Raw genomic sequence first — 20052 nt, 5'->3', positions numbered from 1 at the left:
ATCCTGGGGCGTGGAATCAAATCCGCGTCCCAAATCGTTCCGTTTCCAATTTCTAGGGATCCCCCCGAAGGGGGAACTCCTCAAGTAGCCCGTCCACGACGACGGCGCGGCCACTGTTTCCAATTTCTAGGGATCCCCCCGAAGGGGGAACACGGGGTCAGCTTGTTAACACCCGGTCCTTCCCCGTGAGGTTTCCAATTTCTAGGGATCCCCCCGAAGGGGGAACGGGCCAGTAGCCGCGCCTGCTTCGGGTACCGCAACAAGTTTCCAATTTCTAGGGATCCCCCCGAAGGGGGAACCGGAAACCCAACGAAACCAAATCCGAGCGGCGAAAGCGTTTCCAATTTCTAGGGATCCCCCCGAAGGGGGAACATCAATCGGTGCGTGGCCGGCTCTTGAATTAAAGTGTGTTTCCAATTTCTAGGGATCCCCCCGAAGGGGGAACTTTTGAAGAGGGTAGGTCTGTCGTTCCCTGCCCTTACCGTTTCCAATTTCTAGGGATCCCCCCGAAGGGGGAACATAGACAGGTTCTGGAAATATTACGAAAGCCTCTCAGATGTTTCCAATTTCTAGGGATCCCCCCGAAGGGGGAACAGAACTCCACAGCCAGAAGGTAATGTTGGCCGCCATCCTGTTTCCAATTTCTAGGGATCCCCCCGAAGGGGGAACCCTGACGGGGCAATTCCCGCGTCTGCAGACTTTAGTGTTTCCAATTTCTAGGGATCCCCCCGAAAGGGGAACCTGGCCTCAGAACCGTGACCCGGCACAAACCATCGCGTTTCCAATTTCTAGGGATCCCCCCGAAAGGGGAACGCCCCGTTATCGATTTGCAGACCGTCCGGGACGCCGCGCGTTTCCAATTTCCAGGGATCCCCCCGAAAGGGGAACACCCCCTTTTGTTCTAGAAAGGAGATACATATGGAGTTTCCAATTTCTAGGGATCCCCCCGAAAGGGGAACAAGATAGAGAAGCTGGAGAAGCCGGAGATAGTCGCGGTTGAGAGTTTCCAATTTCTAGGGATCCCCCCGAAAGGGGAACATTGAAATATCACAACAACGTCTCCCCGCTCTCCAAGGTGGTTTCCAATTTCTAGGGATCCCCCCGAAAGGGGAACCTGCAAGCACAGGCAGAGGGAGGGATTAGCAGCGATTTGTTTCCAATTTCTAGGGATCCCCCCGAAAGGGGAACAAAGGGGAACGCCATTGAGCTTTTCTTTGATGACCAGCCCTTCTTGTTTCCAATTTCTAGGGATCCCCCCGAAAGGGGAACACAAGGGATGGAAAAAGAACGGCTGGCCGACGACGTATGTTTCCAATTTCTAGGGATCCCCCCGAAAGGGGAACGCCCCTGAGGCGCGCCGGCTCGACCTGCGCGGCCAGTTTCCAATTTCTAGGGATCCCCCCGAAAGGGGAACATGGGGCTGGACAGCCCTGCAGCTGGCCCCACTGCTGTTTCCAATTTCTAGGGATCCCCCCGAAAGGGGAACCGCCTCTGCGGCAAAGCCTTTGATTAAAGAGCTAATGTTTCCAATTTCTAGGGATCCCCCCGAAAGGGGAACCAAGCTGGTCAACACTGGCTTGGCGCCGAACGACTTTTTGGGCGGTTTCCAATTTCTAGGGATCCCCCCGAAAGGGGAACGATGAATCAAAAGAAGTTCTGTTTCACCTTCAAGGTGAAGGTTTCCAATTTCTAGGGATCCCCCTGAAAGGGGAACCTTCCCACAGCTCGGGGAAGAGGGGCTTGCCATCGGCGTTTCCAATTTCTAGGGATCCCCCCGAAGGGGGAACTAGAGTTAGGAGGCGGGCAGGCGCGCGGGCGCGCGGGTTTCCAATTTCTAGGGATCCCCCCGAAGGGGGAACCTACAGGCTGCCTTTGCCAATTCGGTGGCCTATTTGGTGGTTTCCAATTTCTAGGGATCCCCCCGAAGGGGGAACGCCAGGAGGCAAAACGATGGATAGTTCCTTCCTCAGCTTGTTTCCAATTTCTAGGGATCCCCCCGAAGGGGGAACTATTGCAGCTTGCCATAGAGCGCTATCCAAGCTTTGGTTTCCAATTTCTAGGGATCCCCCCGAAGGGGGAACTCTACCCTTATTAAACCCAAGTGGGGCAAGGAATGCAAGACCCATTTGCGAGGGGGTCGGTCGAAGACGGCGAAAAAGGGCCTAGAAGAGGGGGGGCAAGAGGCCTGAAAGCCTTGTGGGGCAAGGCATCGAGCGGGTCAACGAAAGAATCGGCCTTTGCGGGATTTGGCGAGGCGCTCGCAGAGCTGCTGATACCGTTTTTGTGTGCTTTCGAGAACATCAAGTACTTAGGTAGGGGGAAAGTTGCCTGAGCTACACGATGACCGAGCCAGGGGGTGCAGTTAAAGGGGGTTCACCCCAGATTTCCACTTGATCGAGGGCGTGGCTGGTGAGGGGATAGAAGCGGACGCTGTCTTCGTTGGGCTTGATCCTTTTCCGGAGCCGTAGCTTGAGCTCCTCGAACTTGTCCTTGTTGAGGACGCACTCGAAGACACTGTACTGCACCCGCTTGCCGTAGCCTTCTAGCAAGTCGGCAATTTTCTTGCGGCGCTTGTCACAGGGGGTATCGTAGGTAACAACATAAAGAAACATCAGCGAATCCGGTAAGGCTGATACAAGTCTTGAGGATTATAGACGGACTGCTTAAACTTCTTAACCTGCTGTGTTAGCAAATCCCAGCGGGGCTGATCCCCAGCAGGAGTTGTAATGGATCCCTCCATTCTCTGGAGAAAAGCTTTGAGGTACTTCTTTCTGCCAGCATCGTTGAGAAAACAGCCCCCATCTCGATACTCGAAGTCTTCTTGGATATCCATAACACTGCTGTTGACAAGCCACAGTACCAGGGAGTCCACAATAGGCGCTCGGAACTCTTCCAGCAAATCGGAAACCAGAGCAGCGTGGCGTTCACTGCTGGCATGTAGGCAACCTTGATAGGGATCCAAATCTTGCAGCTCAATCAAGGTTAATAGGTGGTTCCAGAGCACCATATAGCCAAAGCTAAGCATGGCATTGACTGGATTGGTGGGTGGTTGTCGGGTGCGCTTGAGCAAAACAAATCCTTTTTGTTGCAAGCAATTGCCCAATTCTGGGAAATACAGGGCTGCGCCGATCCCTTCAATGCCGCGCAATTGATCTAGAGACTTAGCCTGCAGAACTTGCTCGGCCAGATGTTCCAGGCTGCGCAGGGTTAGATCCCCAGTTTCGCTGGGGCGCTGCCTAAGTTGCCGCATCAACAACACGCGCCCATTGAGGAGCTTAGCTCGCACTATCTGGGCTGCTGTTTTCAATCGCCATGCTTCAGGGAGTGCTTGTTGCCAATGGGCCAAGCGGCGGTAGCCCCTTTCAATGGGAATGAGGCGACCGTAGCAATAGCCGAGTCGGGAGAGGTAGGCAATGGGGATATTGCGCTTCAAGCACTCTCTTACAACATCGGTAGTCACCTGCGAGCGGCCGAAGATTAAAATTTGCTCTAGCAAGGGCAGAGGCACCTCCTGCAAGAGCAAATCGCCCAAATGAACCAGAACAAACTCTTGCCTGAGGCTTAGCCTGCACCCTTGCTGGGAAACATACAAGGTTCGCATTATCGATCATCTCGACGCAGACTCTCTGAGCCTCGCCTTGGCTCTATGGAAGTGCTGGTCTTGGATTGGCGCTCTTCTGGCAAAACATCTACATTAATTTCAGGACTTGACAAAAGATCCATGACTATCTCCGTTAAGCTTCCAGAAAAGAAGCTGGCAATTGTAACCAGAATAGTGTTGGTAATCACGGCTGCTAGGCCCAAGGGAGCAATGAGCAAAATGGCCAGTGTAATCAGGCCATTGATTGTAGCTGTAACAAGGTTTCTGAGAACTTTGGCTTTGATCTTCTTTCTAGGCATGGTTTTCCCGAAAACTCTCCAAGATTTTTCTATCTCAAGGGCCAGATTACTCCAAAGCCATCGGCACTTCCCTTGAGCTCGTCGAGATACATTTTCCTAGAATCCGCCGTTGCTCCAAAAACGGTAACCACTTGGTAATCACCCAAATCGGCAATCCAAACCGGAGAGGGTACCTGTACACCCCCACACAAGAATTTGTCGTACCGGCCTTCGCCCTGCCGGCCAAGACGATGCAAAGTTGCCAGGGCATAGGGTTTATTAAACTCTTCCTCGCCGCTGCAGACCACAATCTGGCAGTTGGCATCCACTGCTTGCGGCCATTTATCCCTGTCAACTTGGCCAACACTTCTTGGGCTATTGGGGTTAATAGCCTGCTTGGTTAGAGTCTTGAGAGCGGCAAAAAAGTTTTCCAGACGCTTTTGGAAAAGCTTCTGAAACTCAGCCACCGATTCCGGCAGCTCCCAAAAGGCATCCTCTGACCTGGGAATTAGGGTAGAGCCGCGCCACCAGGGAGCCCGCTCGCGGTTTTGGCGGGAGTAGCAGGGTCTTCTGGCCCCTTGGCCCACACCTCCCAGATGGAACATCATCCAGGTGAGGTTGGCAAAGAGCTTTTTCGCCGCCTCTTGATCTTCCTGCGAAGCATAATTTTGGCACTCGCCCGAAAGACTCAAGACGAGGATCCCTTCTTGTCGTCCGGCAGGTTTATTTCTTCCTTGCTGATTGGGCTCCGGCTGAGAGACTTTGCCATCTAGGAGATCTACATGGATCCAGCCGTGTTTTTGCTTAGGGGTGATGGCGCCAAAAAGTTGCCCTTCCCACTCCTGCACCTGATCGACCGGCAAAACTCCCAGGGCAAAGGTGCGGAACCAATAGCGCAGCATATTCTTAAAGGCCACGGGCCGCACTTCGGCGATGGATCGGTTGTCGTAGCGATTCTTGTCGGGTCTCCAGTTGACTACCTGGCGCCCGTGAATGAGTTGGCCTTCTAGCTCAAAGGGCAGCCGCAAGAATTCTCCCCGGTACTTGTTGAGGGATCTTCCTGAGGAAACCAGCCGGCCGTAGCCAGTATTTACTTGGGATCCCACCCCTTCCTCCAAACCCCGGAGGAGCCATTGCTTAACTTGATCCAGCATCTCATCGGTGCAGCCGCTGCCTTTGCGTAGGCCAATCAAAAAAGTGGCTTGCTTGAGAGAGAAGAACAAGTTGGGGTTGGGCGAGTATTCAAGATTTTTTCCATTCCATTTCCAGACGTTATTAGCAATATCTACAGCCAGCCCCCCCGTTTTGGAGTTATCGGGATCCTCCCGCCTTTGGGGGCGAGTGGGTACCGGATAGGCATCCAAAAAGACAACCTTGCCGGCGCTATCTTTTTCCTCAGCTTGTAGGTGGCCAAACCAAGGAGCTACAGCTTGGTCTGCTTGATCCCAAGATAGGTTGCGCTCCTGCATCAGCTCCCGAATGGCCTGGGAGCGGGCTACACCGCGCAGGGTGGAGCCAGGAATGTAAGGGATCCCTAAGTGATCGAAAGCGGGGAGCAACATGCTCTCTGGGCCCTTGGCCCCACCGACTCGAATTCGCCAGGGACAGGTAACCTGAAGGGTGTCGCTGGCAAGGCGTTGGGTGCGCTCGTTCAAAACTTTCAAGCGGGCTCCAAGGTTAATCGTTGTTTCCACTTGGTGCGCCAGCTCCGCTTTGGTGCCGTCTTTAAAAGCATCGAGCCGCGCTCGCATCCAACGCAGATATTCAATAAAACCGGCGGTGGGATCCGGCCTGGGCGTGGGATCCAAGGGGTGACCCAGCCAAGGCGAGGGCTGAGGATTGTTGCCTCCTCCGCCACCGCCTCCACCGCGCGGCTGGTTTCCCCCTCCATTGCCTCCTCTAGGAGAATTGGGGCCTCGATTTTCCTGAGGCGGCCGGCGGCTGGGATCCCCTGGCCTGGGGGGACGAGCAAGCGGCTGACGAGTAGGGCGATGACCGGTCATGGGATCTTCTCCAAAAGCGGGAAACAGGGTTAGGAATTGCCAAGGGTTTGGCGAAATTCACGCAACATGGTGCTGGTACCAATTTCTAGGGCGCGTCGAATGAGTTGAGGTACAAGATTGGGGATGTCGAAGTCTGGAAAAAGCCGGCTGCGGCTTGATTCTACGTAGTCTTCTCCCTGCAGAATAAAGATCCGCAAACTTCGCTCACCCAAGATCCAAACTTCCGGCACGCCGATGGCTCCATAGGCCTCGATAAAAGTTCGGGAAGTAACGTCGGACTCGATGGCCAGATCAGGTGGGGGCAACTGATCGACATCGATCCTGCCCTCGCAACCTCGCACCAACTCCAGGTGATTGACATAGAAGCAGGTGTCGGGCTCCACTCCAGCCCTGCCTGACTTTTTAAGGGTTGTTGAGCCAAAGTCTTCCCAATCCCTACCCTGAGAATCGAGAATGGCTGAGACAATATACCCGGCAATGCGATGAAGGCGCTCGTGTTTGGATAAGGGAGACATGATCTCAAAAGTGCCATCGTAGTAGGCAATGCGAGTGTGGCGATCTTCGCCCAGCTCCTCCAGAATGCTCTCGCAGTCTTGCCAGGTAAGAGAATGAATAACCACTCGGCTGCCTTCTTGCAGGGAAATCGCTTGCAGGGGGATCGCGACGCCCATTACTCCCCTCCTTTAATGTCGTGGTAGATGGCCATGGCCCAAAAGCCAAACTCCTGAGCCAAAGCCAGCCCTAACCCTGTTAAACCTAGATACTCTTCGACTCCCAGTCCCATAAGACGATCCAGACCATTGGAGTTAGCAATTCCCTTCTGACCAGAAATCTCTTCCAGGCAATTAAAGAACTCCTTGACCACTTGCTTTTTGCCGTCTTGGCCGAGGGCATCTTCTTCTGCCTTAAGGCGCAGCATGCCCCAGGTGGAAAGGTAGGTGTAGAGTTCCACAGCCTGGTTTTTCTGCTCTTTAAGCTTTTCTTGGTCTCTGGTTTGAGCCCTTAACTGGCGAAGAGATTCGTAAACAGGCTTGGCCAACGTGCGGGGATCAAAAGTTTCCATAAAACCTCCTCAACTAGTTCCAAGACAACTCGACAAAGCCCCGACCTAGGCTCTCCTGACCGCCAATTTGCAGAAGCTGGTTATCCTGCAGAAGCTTCCGGAATTGCTCTACTGCTTTTTGGGAACTGCCATTGGCTTGGGCTGTTACCCCCCAGGTAAAGTACATCAAGCTATCGGGGGGAATGGCCTCTTCGTAGCGAAAGCCGCCTTCTACAACTTTGTGCTCGCTGAGCTTAACTTTTACCTGCCGCCACAGGCTCATTTGAATAAGGGTGGCACAGTGCTGATCCGGCAAGACGATGACGCGGGTGATGCTGGAAGACTTGACAAAGTCTTGCCAGTTGGCCCACTTTTTCAGGCCATTTTTCAGGATGGCATCCTTGAGGTAGAGGGGCCGGTTTGTCTCCAAGTTGGTGCTATAGGGATCCGGCACCTGCAACTGCTGGCCACTTAGCCGCAGCCAGCGCTTGAGCAAGAGGGGGCAGCTCATCCAGACTACGCCGTGGCTGAGGGAAGCCACCGGCACCCACAACAGGGATCCATCCCCAATCCAAATGGAGCCTTGGGTAAGCTGATCCCCCTCCCCAATTTCGTTGCCAAAGAGCTCAAACTTTAACTCTTTCTCAGCCACACTGGCCCGCAATTTGCCGCGGATGGTGCTGGAAGGAATGTAGGGCAAGTTGGTGTGGGCTTCGCGGGCAATGCCCAAGAGGTTGCCTTCTTGGGTGGTGCCGCCGGTGTGCAGGGGGGTTAACAGGGTGAGATAGACCAGGTGAAAAGTCATCGAAAAAACACTCCTTATCGACAAAGAACAGGGCTGCAAAAGCATCAGTTGATCCAGGGCAGCCAGAGCAACTCGCTGTAGCCCAACAGCCGCCAGCGGTGGAAGACGTTGAGCCGGCCATCTTCCAGCTCCGGCTCGTCCTGGCCAAGGGGAGCCGGCTGCTCCAGGTAGTAGACGCTGCCGGGCGGGGCGGCAAACACTTGCGGAGCGGGTAAGCTGGTCTTGCGCGGCTCTGTTAGGGAATCCACCTGCAGGCGGCCGCTGATGGGAACCGGCTTGCCGGTGGCCACGCTTACCAGAGGGCCGGTGAGGGAGTGGGCAGGGTGGGGGGTGGCCAAGCGCCATTCCCAGGGCCAGGCGCGGCAGAGGGAGCGCCCATCCACCTTCTTGATGAACACTCCAGGCGTAACCAGGTAGGCCAAGGCCCGCCGGGTTTGCCGGAAGGTCTCTTGGGAGAGCTCCTGCAGCGCTTGCCACTGCTTGCCCAGCTTTGGGCAAGGGCCCAGGAGAGCGCTGTGGCCTTCTCCCCCCAGCCGCACCACCTCTTCTTGCTCCAGGGGCAAGGGATCCCAGGTTTCGCGCTCGGGATCCCAGCACTCGATGGAGAAAGCCAGGCTCCAGCCGGGCTGCAAGCGGATGCAGGTTTCCACAAAGTAGCCATCGGCTTCTCGCACCTGACGTTTGCCCGCCTGCAGGGTGTTGTGGGGCCGCACCTCTGCCACCCAGGGGGGCGGAACGGCTTGAGCCAGATCCCAGCCCTTGCCCTGCAGCGCTTTTTGCACCGCCTGAAAGGGCAGGTAGCCGGCGGCCTTTTGCTTGGGGCTTGGCCGTTCCTCCTCCGGAGCTGCTGCTACCAAAGGGGCGGGCCGAGTGGGATCCCAACGGTAGCCGCTGTAGGAATGCTCCTCTTCCAGCCAGGGGATGGGCACCAGCGGGGATCCCTGGTCAAGGTGCAGGGGGCTGGGGAAGTAAAGCTGCTCATCCCAGCAGAGGAAGGGGCCGCGCAGGCGCAGGGTTGTCGGCTGGCCCAGGTGGGCCAGGATGGCTCCGGCCAGGGTGTGGCCGCTGGGCGGAAAGCCGCTGGTGGCCCAGGCCCGCTCCCCCGGCGCAAAGGGCCTGGCATCGCGAAACATCCACACATCCAAAGGCGATAGCGTGAACCAACTCATCGACCGTTCCTCCCCAATTTCACGGTGCGGTTGCGCAGCACAAAGGCCGCTAGCTTAAACCAGTTTTTGATGGCCAGATCCCAGGCTGCCGGCTGGGCGGGCAGGCTGTGCTGCCAAAAGTGCTGGATAAACTCGATTAGCTTGGCTTGGAAGCGATCCCTCTGCTCGCTTTCGCCGCCAAAGAGATCCCGGCGGCTACAGAACAAGCGGGCCCAATCGGGCACAGCTTCCACGCTGGGGGCGGGGTGCTGCTCCCAGAGCTGGGCAGCCTGCTCAAACAGCGAGCTTTGATCCTGCTGTTGGCCCAGCAACTTCCAGTCAAAATCCAGCAGGTCTTTCCACTTGTCGAAGGTGTCGAACTTGCTGGTGCCCACCAGTTGGTTGCCGTTGGCAAACAGTACCCGCACCTGGACGCTGTCCTTGGGGCTGCCATGAGCATAGGCCTGCCCTTTGGCGCCTTTTTCTGCCTCCCAGAGATTTTCCAGGGCAATGGCCAAGGGCACCGAGTGGTGGGCAATCACCACACCAAAGCTAATGCTGGCCAGGGATCCCAGGGTAAAAAGAGGGCGGCGGCTGAGGCCAGGCGGCAACTGCGCCTTTTGCCACTGCCAGTAGTCCCCTTCGTTGGCGAACTCCCGCCAGTCGTCTTCGCCGCCGCGGAAACACTGGCGGATGTCCCAGAGCCAGCCATCCCACTCCCAGAGGTTGGTATAGGCCAAAACGTCGTCTCCCCCAGCGTAGATGAGCCTGCCGGCGTAGCGCTGCTCGGTGAGGTAGGGCACCAACTGGCCGGAAAAATCCAACAGGGCGCGGCTGAGGGCACTGTGGGTGGCCGGGCCCATGCGCTTGCGGCTGTTTTTGACAAATTCGCCGAAGGCGTCCTTGACCTGGTCGAGCTCCTCGGAGTTGATGACCTGGCCAATGGTGTCCTTCTGTTTATCGGCTAGGCGCTGCAGCGGCTGGGGCAGGTAGTCGTAGTAGGGTCGCATCTTCTCCCCCCTCAGCCACTGGCCCATGTCGTCGCCGTCGCCGGCGGCCAGCACGTACCAACTGGCGGGGTTGATGCTGGGGTAGTAGCGGCTGAGGGTGGCTTCTATCTCCTGGCGGCAGCGCTTCTGGGTTGCTGCGTCTGCTTCCAGGTCTTCCACCAGCCAGCCGGCGTTGAGCAGCCGCGGGTGGTAGCGTAGGTTCTGCTGGTCGGCCCACGGGATCCCCCACTTGCCGCGCATCTCCCGCAGCACTTCCCGAATGCCGGGGTGGATGGCCTCAACGGCCCGGCAGGCTTGCTCCAAGTGCTCCTGCTCCCGTCGCCCGTGGGTTTTCAGGTAGCCGGCCACACCGGCGGTGAGATCGGGGTAGGAAGCGGCAATCTTGTCTTCATCGAGGTTGGGAAAGAGCTCCGGCAACACCTTGTCCAGGGCCCGCTTGACCGTTTCGGTGGCGTTGAGCTGCTCGCGGCCATCGAAAAGCCCCGCCTGCCGCTGCCAAAGCCGCCGGCTCTCCCCTTCGCCAATCCAGCGATCCCTCGGGGAAGGGTGAACCACCGGCCCCAGGCCGGAGACGGTGCTGCGCGGTCCAAAGGCCACCGGCAGTTGCCAATCGCGGGCCTGTTTGCAGGCAGCCTGCAGCCGGCGCGTCGCCTCCACCGCCGCCGCCCACCAGGAGCCGACGTTCAGCCCCGGCTTGTACTGGCGGCGCTGCTGCTTTTGGGGATCCCAGAAGCTGATCCGCAGGAACTTCAGCTCCGCGTCGGCAAAAAGCTGCCGCTCTCCTGTTAGGTGGTAGGTGCGGTTTTGGGCACTGACCCAGGGATCCCGTTCGACCGGCTCCTGGGACTTGAGGATGGCGGTGTCTTTGAGCCTTTGCTGGGGGGATCCCAGGGGTGCTGCTGCCCAGTAGAGCTGCCACTGGTGCTCCAGCCATCCCTTCCAGGTGGGATCCTCCGGGCGCAACTGCACCAGCCAGCGGCGCTCTAGTTGCAGGTGCTCCAGCGCTCTTTCGGCCAGGTGGCGCCATTCTTCTTTGAGGGTCTGCTGGGCCAACTGCATGGCCGCCTCCACCCGCTCTTCCGGCAACAGCAAGAGGATCACGTTGGGGAAGCCGGCGGTGAGCAGGGCGTGGGCAGAAGGCTGCGGGATCCACTCGGCAAATTTGGGGTACTTCTCCAGCAGCCAGGCATCGATCAACGGCTGGCCGTAGAGGCTGGGGTAGAGCAGGCAGTCGGGGCCGTATTTCTCCGCTAGGCGCCAGCAAAGCCGCGCCGAGAGGTAGTGCAACAGCCAGGATCCGGCCCAGAAATCCCGCATCTTGCGGCTGGCTTTAATCAGCTCCTGGATGGGGTTGAAGGTGAAGCTGGCCAAAAAGGGCCGCGTGAACTTGGGCTCGTCGTAGCCGGCCAAACAGCCCGCCAGGGCCGCCACGACACTGGTGTGGCTCCACAGGGATCCATCCGGCAGTCGCGTTTCCGCCGGCAAAAGCAGGAGGTTCTCATCGCCCAACTCCCGAACCAGCGCCTGGGGAAAACAGCGCCAGAACCACCAGAACACCTTCTGGATATCCTCCTCTTCTTGCCGGATCCAATCGGGAATCACCTTTTTCTCTAGCTGCATCAGGTGCTCGGCGCGGGAGCCGGCCTGCTGCAGGGCCCGGTGTTCCTCTTCGGGCAGTTGCCAAAAGCGCTTGCGCCCCGAAAGCAGATGGCTCATCTCTAGGCCCGGCCCCAGGCTGTGGCCGCGATCGGCTACCTGGTAGTCGATGGCAACCGGCAGGTGGCCAATGGCAGCCCGATCGCTGGCGGCGGCAACCAGATCCGCATCGCCAACGCTTGCTAGGAGGGATCCCTCTGCCTTGGGCGAGATCCACCCTTGCATCGCCGCTAAGTTTGGCCACAGCCCTTCCTTAGCGCGGCCAGAGGCGTCGTGGAGGGCCTTGAGGGCAGGGTCGTGCAGCAAACCCCAGAGCTTCGCTTGCCAGTAGTGATGAGACATGGTGTTTTCGCAGGAGAAATGGGAGAGTTAAGAACTGAACGCGCAAGAAACAAAAAAGTAAACAAAACCCCAGCAGCCACCCGATACCTGGCTGCAGAAGCTACAAAACAAAGTCCACCAATCCCGACCAGCCCTCAGGTTTCTTTAGTATTTCTCCAGCTCAGTAGGACTTGTACAAGCTAAGCCCCTGCCAACTGTTTGACCGAGCTTGAAAACTCAGAACCTGAGGGTGGGCCGATGTCTATAGCCTACTGAGAACTGGAAGGATCCCCTTCCAATTCCCCTTTTGTCCGGGTCAATTCGGGAAACAGCGCTTCCAGTTTGGGCAGCAGATCCTGCAAGACGAAGCTCTCCAGCTTTTCGCTGGATAGGGGTTGGCGATTCATCTGCACATGGGCCACGTCGTTGCGGTACGGGCTAAGGCGAGACCAAAGATCAGCAAGCTGCTGCACATCTGGGACATGGGCGGCAATGGGAGGAAGAGACTGAGGCTGCTCTTCTTGCTGGATAAGGGATCCAGTCGCAGGGGGATCTCCCAAGAGCTGCTCTTCCCGCGGGATGAGGGATCCCAACTGGTGTTCAATTCCCTGCCGCGCTTCTCGTTCGCGGTAGTTTTGGATCCCCTCACAGAGGCAAAGGGCAGAAACCACCCACTCGCGGGCCAAGAGAAGGGCTTGGGTGGTGAAGCGCTTTTCCACATACCAGCGCAGCAGTTGAAAGTGCTTTTGAACTTGAGCTTGGGGATCCGCCGCTTTTTCTGCCGGCAGCGCCAGTTGGCTGTAGCTATCTTGAATGCTTTGCAGTAGCAGGCCAAAGGGCTTGGCAAATTGGCCCACCTCTTCTGCCAACTCCTGGGTGGAGTGTCTTTGTAACTTGCGCAAGTCCTCCTGCAGGCTGACTGGCCGCACCAGCTCCAGGCAACGGGAGATGTCGCGGATGGCTTGCCCAAAGCTCTGCAGCCGGGTGGGCTTGGGACCGGGTCTTTGCTGCCGGTAAAAGTCCCCATGAACCCTGTCCAAAAGCTGCCCCAGCTCCAGGGCTGAGCCGGTGCTGATGAACTTGTCGGTGGCCGTCAGCCAGTCCAAAAGCCGAAGGGCGGGGGTGAGATCGATAATGGGGGTTTCTGCCTGACCAGGGCGGTAGAGGCCGTAGTAGAGCCCCTGGATCTCGACATTTTTGGCCTTGCGCAAAAGGGCAGCTCCCAAGAGCACCAGCAGGGGGATGGAGCGAAAGGCGTGGGTGATATCGAAAAACAGCCGGGTGTTGGGCTCGATGCTATCAACCAGCATGTCGAAGATGGCCCAGGTCTCCGCCTCGGTTTTGCCTTCGGGAATGGCCTTGGCCACCTTCTCCACATGGGGCGGTAGATCTTCCTGCAGGCGGCTCCAGTGCTTGGCGCGGGCCTCTTCCGTCAGCAGGAGGATAATTCTGTCAATCTCAAAGAGCTGGCAGAGGGCTTTGGCAACGTAGCAGGTTTTCTCTGCCCGCCGCTCCCCAAAACAATACACCGTCTCGGTGTAATCGCCGGTGCCCAGGGTGGTCAAAAGGGTTTTAGCCATAGGGATCCTCGCGGTTGGGTCTGCAAAGCATCAAAGCACAACCGCCTGCAAGCTACCGCAACCTGGAAGCTCCCCCTTCACGAAAACAAGACGCCTTTTCCCAAGCAGTGAAGGTGGAAGGAGCCCGGGGTTAGCCTAGAAAGCAGTTGGCCTCTAGAACGATGAGGATCTGGGCATGCTCTCGACCGAAAAGCTATCGATGACTCCTGAACAGTTTCTTGCTTTGCCAGAGGAAGATATTACCTATGAGCTGGTCGATGGACAAGCTGTTCCCAAAGATGCGCCGATGTCCCCTCAGAGATTTCATGCCTCTCTGCAGAAGCGATTGCTTTTCATTCTGGATGCGTGGTGTCAGGGCAAGGGAGATGTATATACAGAGCTGGCAATTGTTTTGCAAAGGCAGGGTCAGAAGTGGCTTCCCGTTCCTGATTTGCTCTATGTTTCGTTTGAACGCTGGCCAGAGCAGCAGGTGGAAGACGGCCCTTGTCCAACAGCTCCCGAACTGGTGGTTGAGATTCTTTCACCGGGTCAGAGTTTTGGGGCTGTGGTTCAAAAAGCAGCAGATTACCTGCAGGCCGGGATCCTGCGCGTTTGGATTGTGGATCCGCAGGCCAAGAGCATCACCGTCTTCTACCCCGATGCCCCGCCGCAGACATTTGCAGGATCCCAGGCCATCCAAGACGATTGCTTGCCGGGCTTGAAGGTTGTTCCCCAGGATGTGTTTGCCCAAGCGCGGATCCCTTAGTGGGTTTAGTGCAAATAGCGTGAAACAGCCTGCTAGTTTATCTCCAGGCCATTGACAAATGCTGAGGGGATCCCAAAACAAGATTTCCTGCTAAGGGCTAATCGTGAAGCGGAAGAGCTTCTCATCGGCCAGTTGGAGAACTTCCTGGCCTGCAGCCGCCAGTTGTTCCGGGGGCAAATTCCGGTATTTGGCGATAAACTCAGGCAAAACTTGAAACTCCACCCGCTTGCCGGTCTCTCGGTGGATCACCACACTGCGCATCTTGTCCAGGGAGCCAACTTCCACCAGCTTCAAGTTCAGTTTGCCCAAACTGGCTCCTGTTGCAGCGTGCAAGCCATCCACAATACACACAAACGGGATCTCCGGCGGCGACTCGTGAATAACCTCCACCAAAAAACGGTTCCTAGAAGTGTGGGGAGTTGGATCCATTAAGCCTAGCTCCGCAAGGGCGCGCGTCCCCATGCGATAGCCGATCACTGCCCAAGGGCCGGCTCCGCCATGGATTTCTGTTACTCTCTGAACTGCTATCGCCGTCGAGTCACTTCCAGAAAAAGAACTCGGATGAGCTGGTGCTGGTGCTCCCAAAGCTAGCTGAAGCGCGATCAGTAGAAGAGAAAACGGCTGCGGCTTGGCAACGAAGAACAAGTTCATAGGCAGTGCAGTGGGGAGACATGAAAAGCAGAAAGATGCTAAGCCATCCTAAGCCCTGCCCCTTGAGCCTGCCTATGCAGGGGCGGGGGATCCAACAGCCTTCTGAGAACTATTCCCAGAACTGACTCACAAGTGCAGTGAGCCGAGAACGATGATATTGTCGAAGGTAAGCCTCCGGGCGTTGAGCACCCTTAAATGGCCGTTGTGGTCAGAAGTGCTTTGCTGGTGGCAGCAGGCTCTAACACCCCTGACTGCCCTATCCACTGATCGCCTTAGGGCGCTGTCTATCACTTGACAAGGGATAAGAGCCCCCAGTAACCTCCTTTCTGGGATGTCTTAAATTGCAGTTGTGCGCGGAGCCAGACCAATGACTGCTGAGGCTTCACCACCTGACTCAACAGACTTCCTTACCCTCGTAGTAGACTTGTGCCTGCCTGTACGAGGAGCCACGCTCCCGGCAGATCATGGATACGGCTTATTGGCGGCACTGTGTCACCGAGTGCCGATGTTGCATCGGAATCCCTGCGTCGGTATTTTGACAACAGCAGGGATCAGAGATAGACAAGGCAAAATCCTACTAACTCCACACTCCCACATTAGGATTCGACTACCTATCGAGGCAGTGGCGGAGGTGTACAAGCTAGCCGGTAAACAATTGAAGATTGGATCTCATGAGGTACAGCTAGGGATCCCTAAGATTTTTACTCTCAAACCAAGTACTTCCCTGAAAGCTCGAATCGTTACGATCAAGGGCTACACTGAGCCGGATACATTTGCCCAAGCTGCTCAGGCTCAGCTAGAGAAACTAAAGATTTCAGGCCAGGTAACAGTACTGCAAGATAAAACCGGAAAGCCTCTGCGTAAAACCTTAAGAATCAAGGGGCATACAATCATAGGTTTCTCAACATTGGTAGAAAACTTACAAGAGGAAGATTCAATTCGTCTACAGCAAGTAGGCCTAGGTGGCCGACGGCGCATGGGCTGCGGATTCTTTTTACCTTACAAGTAAGGAGAGATCTACAATGTTTAAGTTTTTACTGGCAAAATCTCTGGAGAAGCGGGATCCCAGCCGCCAATCCGAAGAAGAGTACGCTCAAGCAAAAGGCGCTGCTAAGCTTACAGGCCATGTCACGGCTGTATTATCAGCGGCTGAAGTTCTTTCAGAGCATCTAGGAGAGACTATTCAGCAGCAGTTGAGGTTGAAGGACGCAAGTCGTCTGAAATCTATTGTTAAGCTGGGATCTTATTTACATGATTGGGGCAAGGCAAACCAACATTTCCAAGAGATGATTTATCTCAAGTCATCAATTTTAGACGCCGAATCAAAAGCAAGACTTGAGAAGGCTTGGAGAGCTCACAATAAGCAACAACTTATTCGACATGAATTTTTAAGTGGCATACTTGCCTTACAGGTTAGCCCGTTTCGGGAGTGGCTAAAGAAAGTATTTACCGAAGAGGAGCTACTCTTGGCTACTTGGGCAGCAATCGGACATCATCTCAAGGCAGGAGTGGATTCACAGGGCAAGGAATCACACAAAATTACAGAGTTGCCGGATGGCACAGGAGCTGAGGTTCGTATTTACACTGACCATCGGGATTTTCAATCCATATTGAGACTGGGATCCCAGAAACTTGGACTGCCAGAAGAGATTCCAGATGTACCTTCGGCAAATTGGAAAAAAGAACAGCTAGAAGAGCATTTACATACCTTGGCAAACCAGTTCCGAGACTTTGCCAAAAGTCTAAGCTCAGATCAGCGGGCATTGGTGGCGGCGGCTAAAGCCACAGTCATCGCTGCAGATCTGGCAGGATCGATCTTGCCATCAGAGGGAGAAAACCTACAGGATTGGCTCTCTAATACTCTGAGTTTGGTTCTTCAGGAAAGCGAACTAGAGCAACTAGTTACCCAGAAACTAGGGGGAAATTCTCTACGACCCTTCCAAGAGCAAATTGCTAATACCCGCTGTCGGGTAACACTGGTAAAAGCAGGCTGTGGTACGGGGAAAACCTTAGGAGCCTATGCTTGGGCAAAAAAGTGGGCAGTGGGAAAGCGGCTGTTTTTTGGCTACCCTACCACTGGAACAGCTACTCAGGGCTACCTAGACTATGCCGAGGGATCCCCAATAGAAAAAATGCTGATGCACTCGCGGGCAGACTTAGATCGAGAACTGCTGCTAAGCGGAGAGGGCGAAAAAGATGAGGCAACTTCATCTCGTCTGGCTGCGCTGCAAGCATGGCGAAAGAAATTAATTATCTGCACTGTGGATTCCATTTTAGGTTTAATGCAAAACAATAGAAGGTCACTGTTTTCATGGCCAGTTCTAGCTCAATCTGCCTTTGTTTTTGATGAAGTGCATGCCTATGACAGTCAATTGTTCGGCGCTTTACTGAGATTCTTACGGACTTTTCGAGGTGCACCTGTCCTCTTGATGAGCGCTAGCTTTACCCCAGGACAGCTCCAGGCAATTAAGCGAGTGATGGATGAGTTGAGTGAACCTATAGAGGATCCCGTTGAAGGACCGCGAGAGCTAGAAGAACTGAAGCGCTATCAAATACAAGTAGAAGGTGACCCCACCCACTCTAAGCTCATTTGGCCGGAAGTCATCAAGGCAGTTCAGGAGAGGCAAAAGGTTCTATGGGTAACTAATTCAGTGTCCAGTTGTATTGATATTTATCAAGTTGCCAAGGAAAAACTAGAAAATAAAAATATAAAAGCCAAAGTTTTAATTTACCACAGTCGTTTTCGCTACAAAGATAGACTCACCAAGCATGAGCAGGTTATCAATGCTTTTAGTCGGCCAGAACCTGTTCTTGCTGTCACTACGCAAGTCTGTGAAATGTCCTTAGATTTAAGTGCAGATTTGCTTGTCTCTGCCACGGCTCCAGCAACGGCTTTGGTTCAGCGATTGGGTCGGCTAAATCGAAGAATGAAAAGCGAAAAAGAAGAACCCCGCGCAGCTCTCCTCTACAGATGGGATAAAAGCTCTCCCTATACTGCAGAAGAACTAGAAAGCGGGCAAAAACTAGTTAATGAGGTTAAAGACAGAGGACTAGAGCGCGTTTCACAGCGGGATTTAGCTAGCATTCTTTCTCAGCTCAGCCAAAAAGAGCCTGTTGAAGTAAAATCGGCCTGGCTTGATCAAGATTGGTGCGCTTACCCAAGCTTCCTACGCGAAAGCGGACACACAATAACGGTGCTTCTAGCAGAGGATCAGGAGTCTATTTGGGAAGCTGCTAAAGGTCGGCAGGAAAAAGCTTTGGCCAAGGGGCAAAAGCTATCGAAGATGCAAGCTTTTCTGCAAGAGGCTCAAGCCTGGGCAATTCCGATTCGGATTCCAGATCAAGAGATAGAGTGGTGGAATTGGCAGCGACGCGGATTTTATTTCGTCACAGAGCCTGGATACATCAGCTATAGTGAGGAATTTGGCACGCCATGACTGAGCTAAAGCTACACATAGGACATCCTGGGTTGACACTGCTGCATCGAGCAGGGCTGGCTGGGCTGTGGATGACTCTTAAGCAGATAGAACAAGAGATTCCACCAGAGAAGCGGCCGGGGTCCCTAACTTGGGAACTGACACCTCGACAAGTCCAACTGTTCTGGCAGGGAAATGACTTTGAGGTCATTGACTGGCTGCTTAAAGAGTCTTTTCAGCTTAACAATGGACTTATCGCACTGCGAGGAATTGATAGTAAGTCAATGCGGAAAGACTCGCAAGTAATCATTCACCAGGGGATCTTGGGAACATTTTTACAACATAACAAAACTCGCAAAATTCTTGGTGAGCAAACTGAATCTCTAGAGATCGATGAGAACTACCCACCTATCATTATCAAGTACAAAGCTTTAGAAAGCTATGTCCATCAGGAATTTGCCAAAAATCTATGCGATAAAGACGGTAATTGGCTTAGGCAGCCAATTAGCATTGCTGGCTGGCTTAATCCAGGTACCGTTGTGCGACATAATGCATTTACCTCAGATACAAGCTTTGAAGAGTCTCCAGAGATGGCCTTTATACTCCTCTACGCCTCTGTTTCTTCCTTCTACTACATTCTTCGGTCACGGCTGAAGGATCAAAAAGCTCAATATGCTCTGGTGGTTCCTGAGATTACCGATATGGAGGTCTATGCAGGCTATCGGCAAGATCCTCGGCTCCGTTATGCAAGTTATCGAGATTTACATGCTGCCGGTTTGGGAGATGCTGGGCTTAAGTTTCTGACATATCAAGAGGTTGCAGAATCCTCTCGAGGATTTAAGGTAACTCGATGTCAGGTTCTTACTCTAGGTTCTGTCCCCTGGTCGAGCCAACAAAAGTCTCGCACAGATCTATTTACTGTAGAAGCAAAGTATCATGCCTGCAAAAACTACCAGATCTGCAAAGCGGTACTACCAGATCGAGTTATCCTTAAGACAAAAGCGGAGGAAGGAAGCTTTATCGCAACAAGCTTTGCTCGTGAGATGATTGCTGAAAATCTGGCAAGAGATCATCCTTGGTATGCCGGGTTTTCAGATTGGGTTAACAGTAACGAGCGATTCAAACAACTGTGCTACGAACGCAGAGGTTTAAGTGAGATGGTCATGAGAGCAGACATGGATGATAGAGAGCGCTGGTTTGTCCAGACCTGCCATGAGGCTATTCGCTTTACCTATGGTCGTTTATATCAGAAGGCTCAAGATCGAGGAGAGCAGACTAACTTTGATAGGGAAAACGTACGCATTCGCACTGGATTAGCTCGATGTAAAAATGCAGAAAGCTTCCGTGAGTTTATTACTAACTTTTGGGCAAAAGCTGGGATAATACCAACGCTTCAAGAGCACTGGGATGATTTGATGGACTTAGTTATGGATCCCAAAGAGTGGAGAAAAGCACGGGATCTGGCTCTTCTGGCGTTAGCAAGCTACAAAGGTAAGGAGCGTCAGGAAGGTACTCAAGATAATCCCGACGGGGGCGACGCTGACTTGATTGCTCCTGCCGAATTAGAGGAGGACTAAGACCGAAGTCTCTGAAGTAAAAACTTGTGAGCTGGACAAAAAACCGACTTGGCAACAACTCAGTAAGTTGGCTTGGAGGAAAACTATGACTTTTCACCTATTTGGCAACATTTTGACTGGCTATGGCACTGCTGCAAACAACCGCGGCGAGAGTGAGGGCAATATTACTACCCTGCAAAAGATTCTCTGGAAAAATGAAGTGCATACTACTGTTTCTGC

The 20052-nt window shown here is 54.4% G+C and carries 15 protein-coding genes and 1 CRISPR repeat array; of the genes, 4 read left to right on the top strand and 11 right to left on the bottom strand.

All coding sequences use genetic code 11. From position 1 onward, the window contains the following. Positions 1-41: 41 nt before the first annotated feature. Positions 42-2081: a CRISPR direct-repeat array (repeat unit 36 nt; unit sequence GTTTCCAATTTCTAGGGATCCCCCCGAAGGGGGAAC). A 252-nt stretch (positions 2082-2333) separates the two neighbouring features. From cas2 to csx2, 10 genes are all read right to left on the bottom strand, one after another. Beyond that, positions 2334-2612, bottom strand: coding sequence for a CRISPR-associated endonuclease Cas2 (gene cas2, locus NW858_RS00095; RefSeq protein ID WP_414335550.1), 279 nt, complete (start codon positions 2610-2612; stop codon positions 2334-2336). Continuing rightward, complete coding sequence (gene cas1 / locus NW858_RS00090) at positions 2612-3601, bottom strand: CRISPR-associated endonuclease Cas1 (RefSeq protein WP_414519234.1); 990 nt, start codon at positions 3599-3601, stop codon at positions 2612-2614. The genes cas2 and cas1 overlap by 1 nt, the downstream gene beginning before the upstream one ends. Then, positions 3601-3900, bottom strand: coding sequence for a CRISPR-associated protein Csx18 (csx18, locus tag NW858_RS00085; protein WP_414335546.1), 300 nt, complete (start codon positions 3898-3900; stop codon positions 3601-3603). Before csx18 ends, cas1 begins: the two co-directional genes overlap by 1 nt. Before the next feature lie 29 nt (positions 3901-3929). Beyond that, the gene (locus NW858_RS00080; RefSeq protein ID WP_414519232.1) at positions 3930-5882 is read right to left on the bottom strand and encodes an RAMP superfamily CRISPR-associated protein; all 1953 of its coding nucleotides are present in this window, start codon (positions 5880-5882) and stop codon (positions 3930-3932) included. Between the two features lie 29 nt (positions 5883-5911). Continuing rightward, on the bottom strand, positions 5912-6553 hold the full coding sequence (locus NW858_RS00075; protein WP_414519230.1) for a Uma2 family endonuclease: 642 nt from the start codon (positions 6551-6553) through the stop codon (positions 5912-5914). After that, a complete protein-coding gene (locus NW858_RS00070; protein WP_414366231.1) occupies positions 6553-6945 on the bottom strand; it encodes a hypothetical protein in 393 nt (130 codons plus the stop codon). Before NW858_RS00070 ends, NW858_RS00075 begins: the two co-directional genes overlap by 1 nt. Positions 6946-6958: 13 nt before the next feature. Then, positions 6959-7729, bottom strand: coding sequence for a type III-B CRISPR module RAMP protein Cmr4 (gene cmr4, locus NW858_RS00065; RefSeq protein ID WP_414366230.1), 771 nt, complete (start codon positions 7727-7729; stop codon positions 6959-6961). Between the two features lie 44 nt (positions 7730-7773). Next, positions 7774-8898, bottom strand: coding sequence for a type III-B CRISPR module-associated protein Cmr3 (locus tag NW858_RS00060; RefSeq protein ID WP_414519228.1), 1125 nt, complete (start codon positions 8896-8898; stop codon positions 7774-7776). Continuing rightward, the gene (gene cas10 / locus NW858_RS00055; protein ID WP_414519226.1) at positions 8895-11885 is read right to left on the bottom strand and encodes a type III-B CRISPR-associated protein Cas10/Cmr2; all 2991 of its coding nucleotides are present in this window, start codon (positions 11883-11885) and stop codon (positions 8895-8897) included. The genes NW858_RS00060 and cas10 overlap by 4 nt, the downstream gene beginning before the upstream one ends. Positions 11886-12133: 248 nt before the next feature. Further along, positions 12134-13444 (bottom strand): TIGR02221 family CRISPR-associated protein, encoded by a 1311-nt coding sequence (csx2, locus tag NW858_RS00050; RefSeq protein ID WP_414337104.1) that lies wholly within the window; start codon positions 13442-13444, stop codon positions 12134-12136. A gap of 175 nt (positions 13445-13619) precedes the next feature. Here csx2 and NW858_RS00045 point away from each other — a divergent pair, with 175 nt between their 5' ends. Beyond that, positions 13620-14189: a Uma2 family endonuclease gene (locus NW858_RS00045; protein ID WP_414519223.1), complete on the top strand. Its 570-nt coding sequence runs from the start codon at positions 13620-13622 to the stop codon at positions 14187-14189. A gap of 90 nt (positions 14190-14279) precedes the next feature. On the opposite strand, the gene NW858_RS00040 is transcribed toward NW858_RS00045, so the two are convergent. After that, the gene (locus NW858_RS00040) at positions 14280-14840 is read right to left on the bottom strand and encodes a formylmethanofuran dehydrogenase subunit E family protein (protein WP_414519221.1); all 561 of its coding nucleotides are present in this window, start codon (positions 14838-14840) and stop codon (positions 14280-14282) included. A 367-nt stretch (positions 14841-15207) separates the two neighbouring features. Here NW858_RS00040 and cas6 point away from each other — a divergent pair, with 367 nt between their 5' ends. The 3 genes from cas6 to cas8a1 are packed head-to-tail and all read left to right on the top strand — an operon-like array spanning position 15208 to position 19833. Beyond that, a complete protein-coding gene (gene cas6 / locus NW858_RS00035) occupies positions 15208-15849 on the top strand; it encodes a type I-MYXAN CRISPR-associated protein Cas6/Cmx6 (protein ID WP_414337101.1) in 642 nt (213 codons plus the stop codon). Between the two features lie 13 nt (positions 15850-15862). Beyond that, the gene (gene cas3, locus NW858_RS00030; RefSeq protein ID WP_414519219.1) at positions 15863-18277 is read left to right on the top strand and encodes a CRISPR-associated helicase Cas3'; all 2415 of its coding nucleotides are present in this window, start codon (positions 15863-15865) and stop codon (positions 18275-18277) included. Further along, the gene (gene cas8a1, locus NW858_RS00025; RefSeq protein WP_414519217.1) at positions 18274-19833 is read left to right on the top strand and encodes a type I-MYXAN CRISPR-associated Cas8a1/Cmx1; all 1560 of its coding nucleotides are present in this window, start codon (positions 18274-18276) and stop codon (positions 19831-19833) included. The genes cas3 and cas8a1 overlap by 4 nt, the downstream gene beginning before the upstream one ends. The last annotated feature ends 219 nt before the right edge of the window (positions 19834-20052 follow it).

This window comes from Synechococcus sp. H55.10 (assembly GCF_047502715.1).
Taxonomy (GTDB): Bacteria; Cyanobacteriota; Cyanobacteriia; order Thermostichales; family Thermostichaceae; genus Thermostichus.
This window is presented reverse-complemented; position numbering and strand designations above follow the sequence as displayed.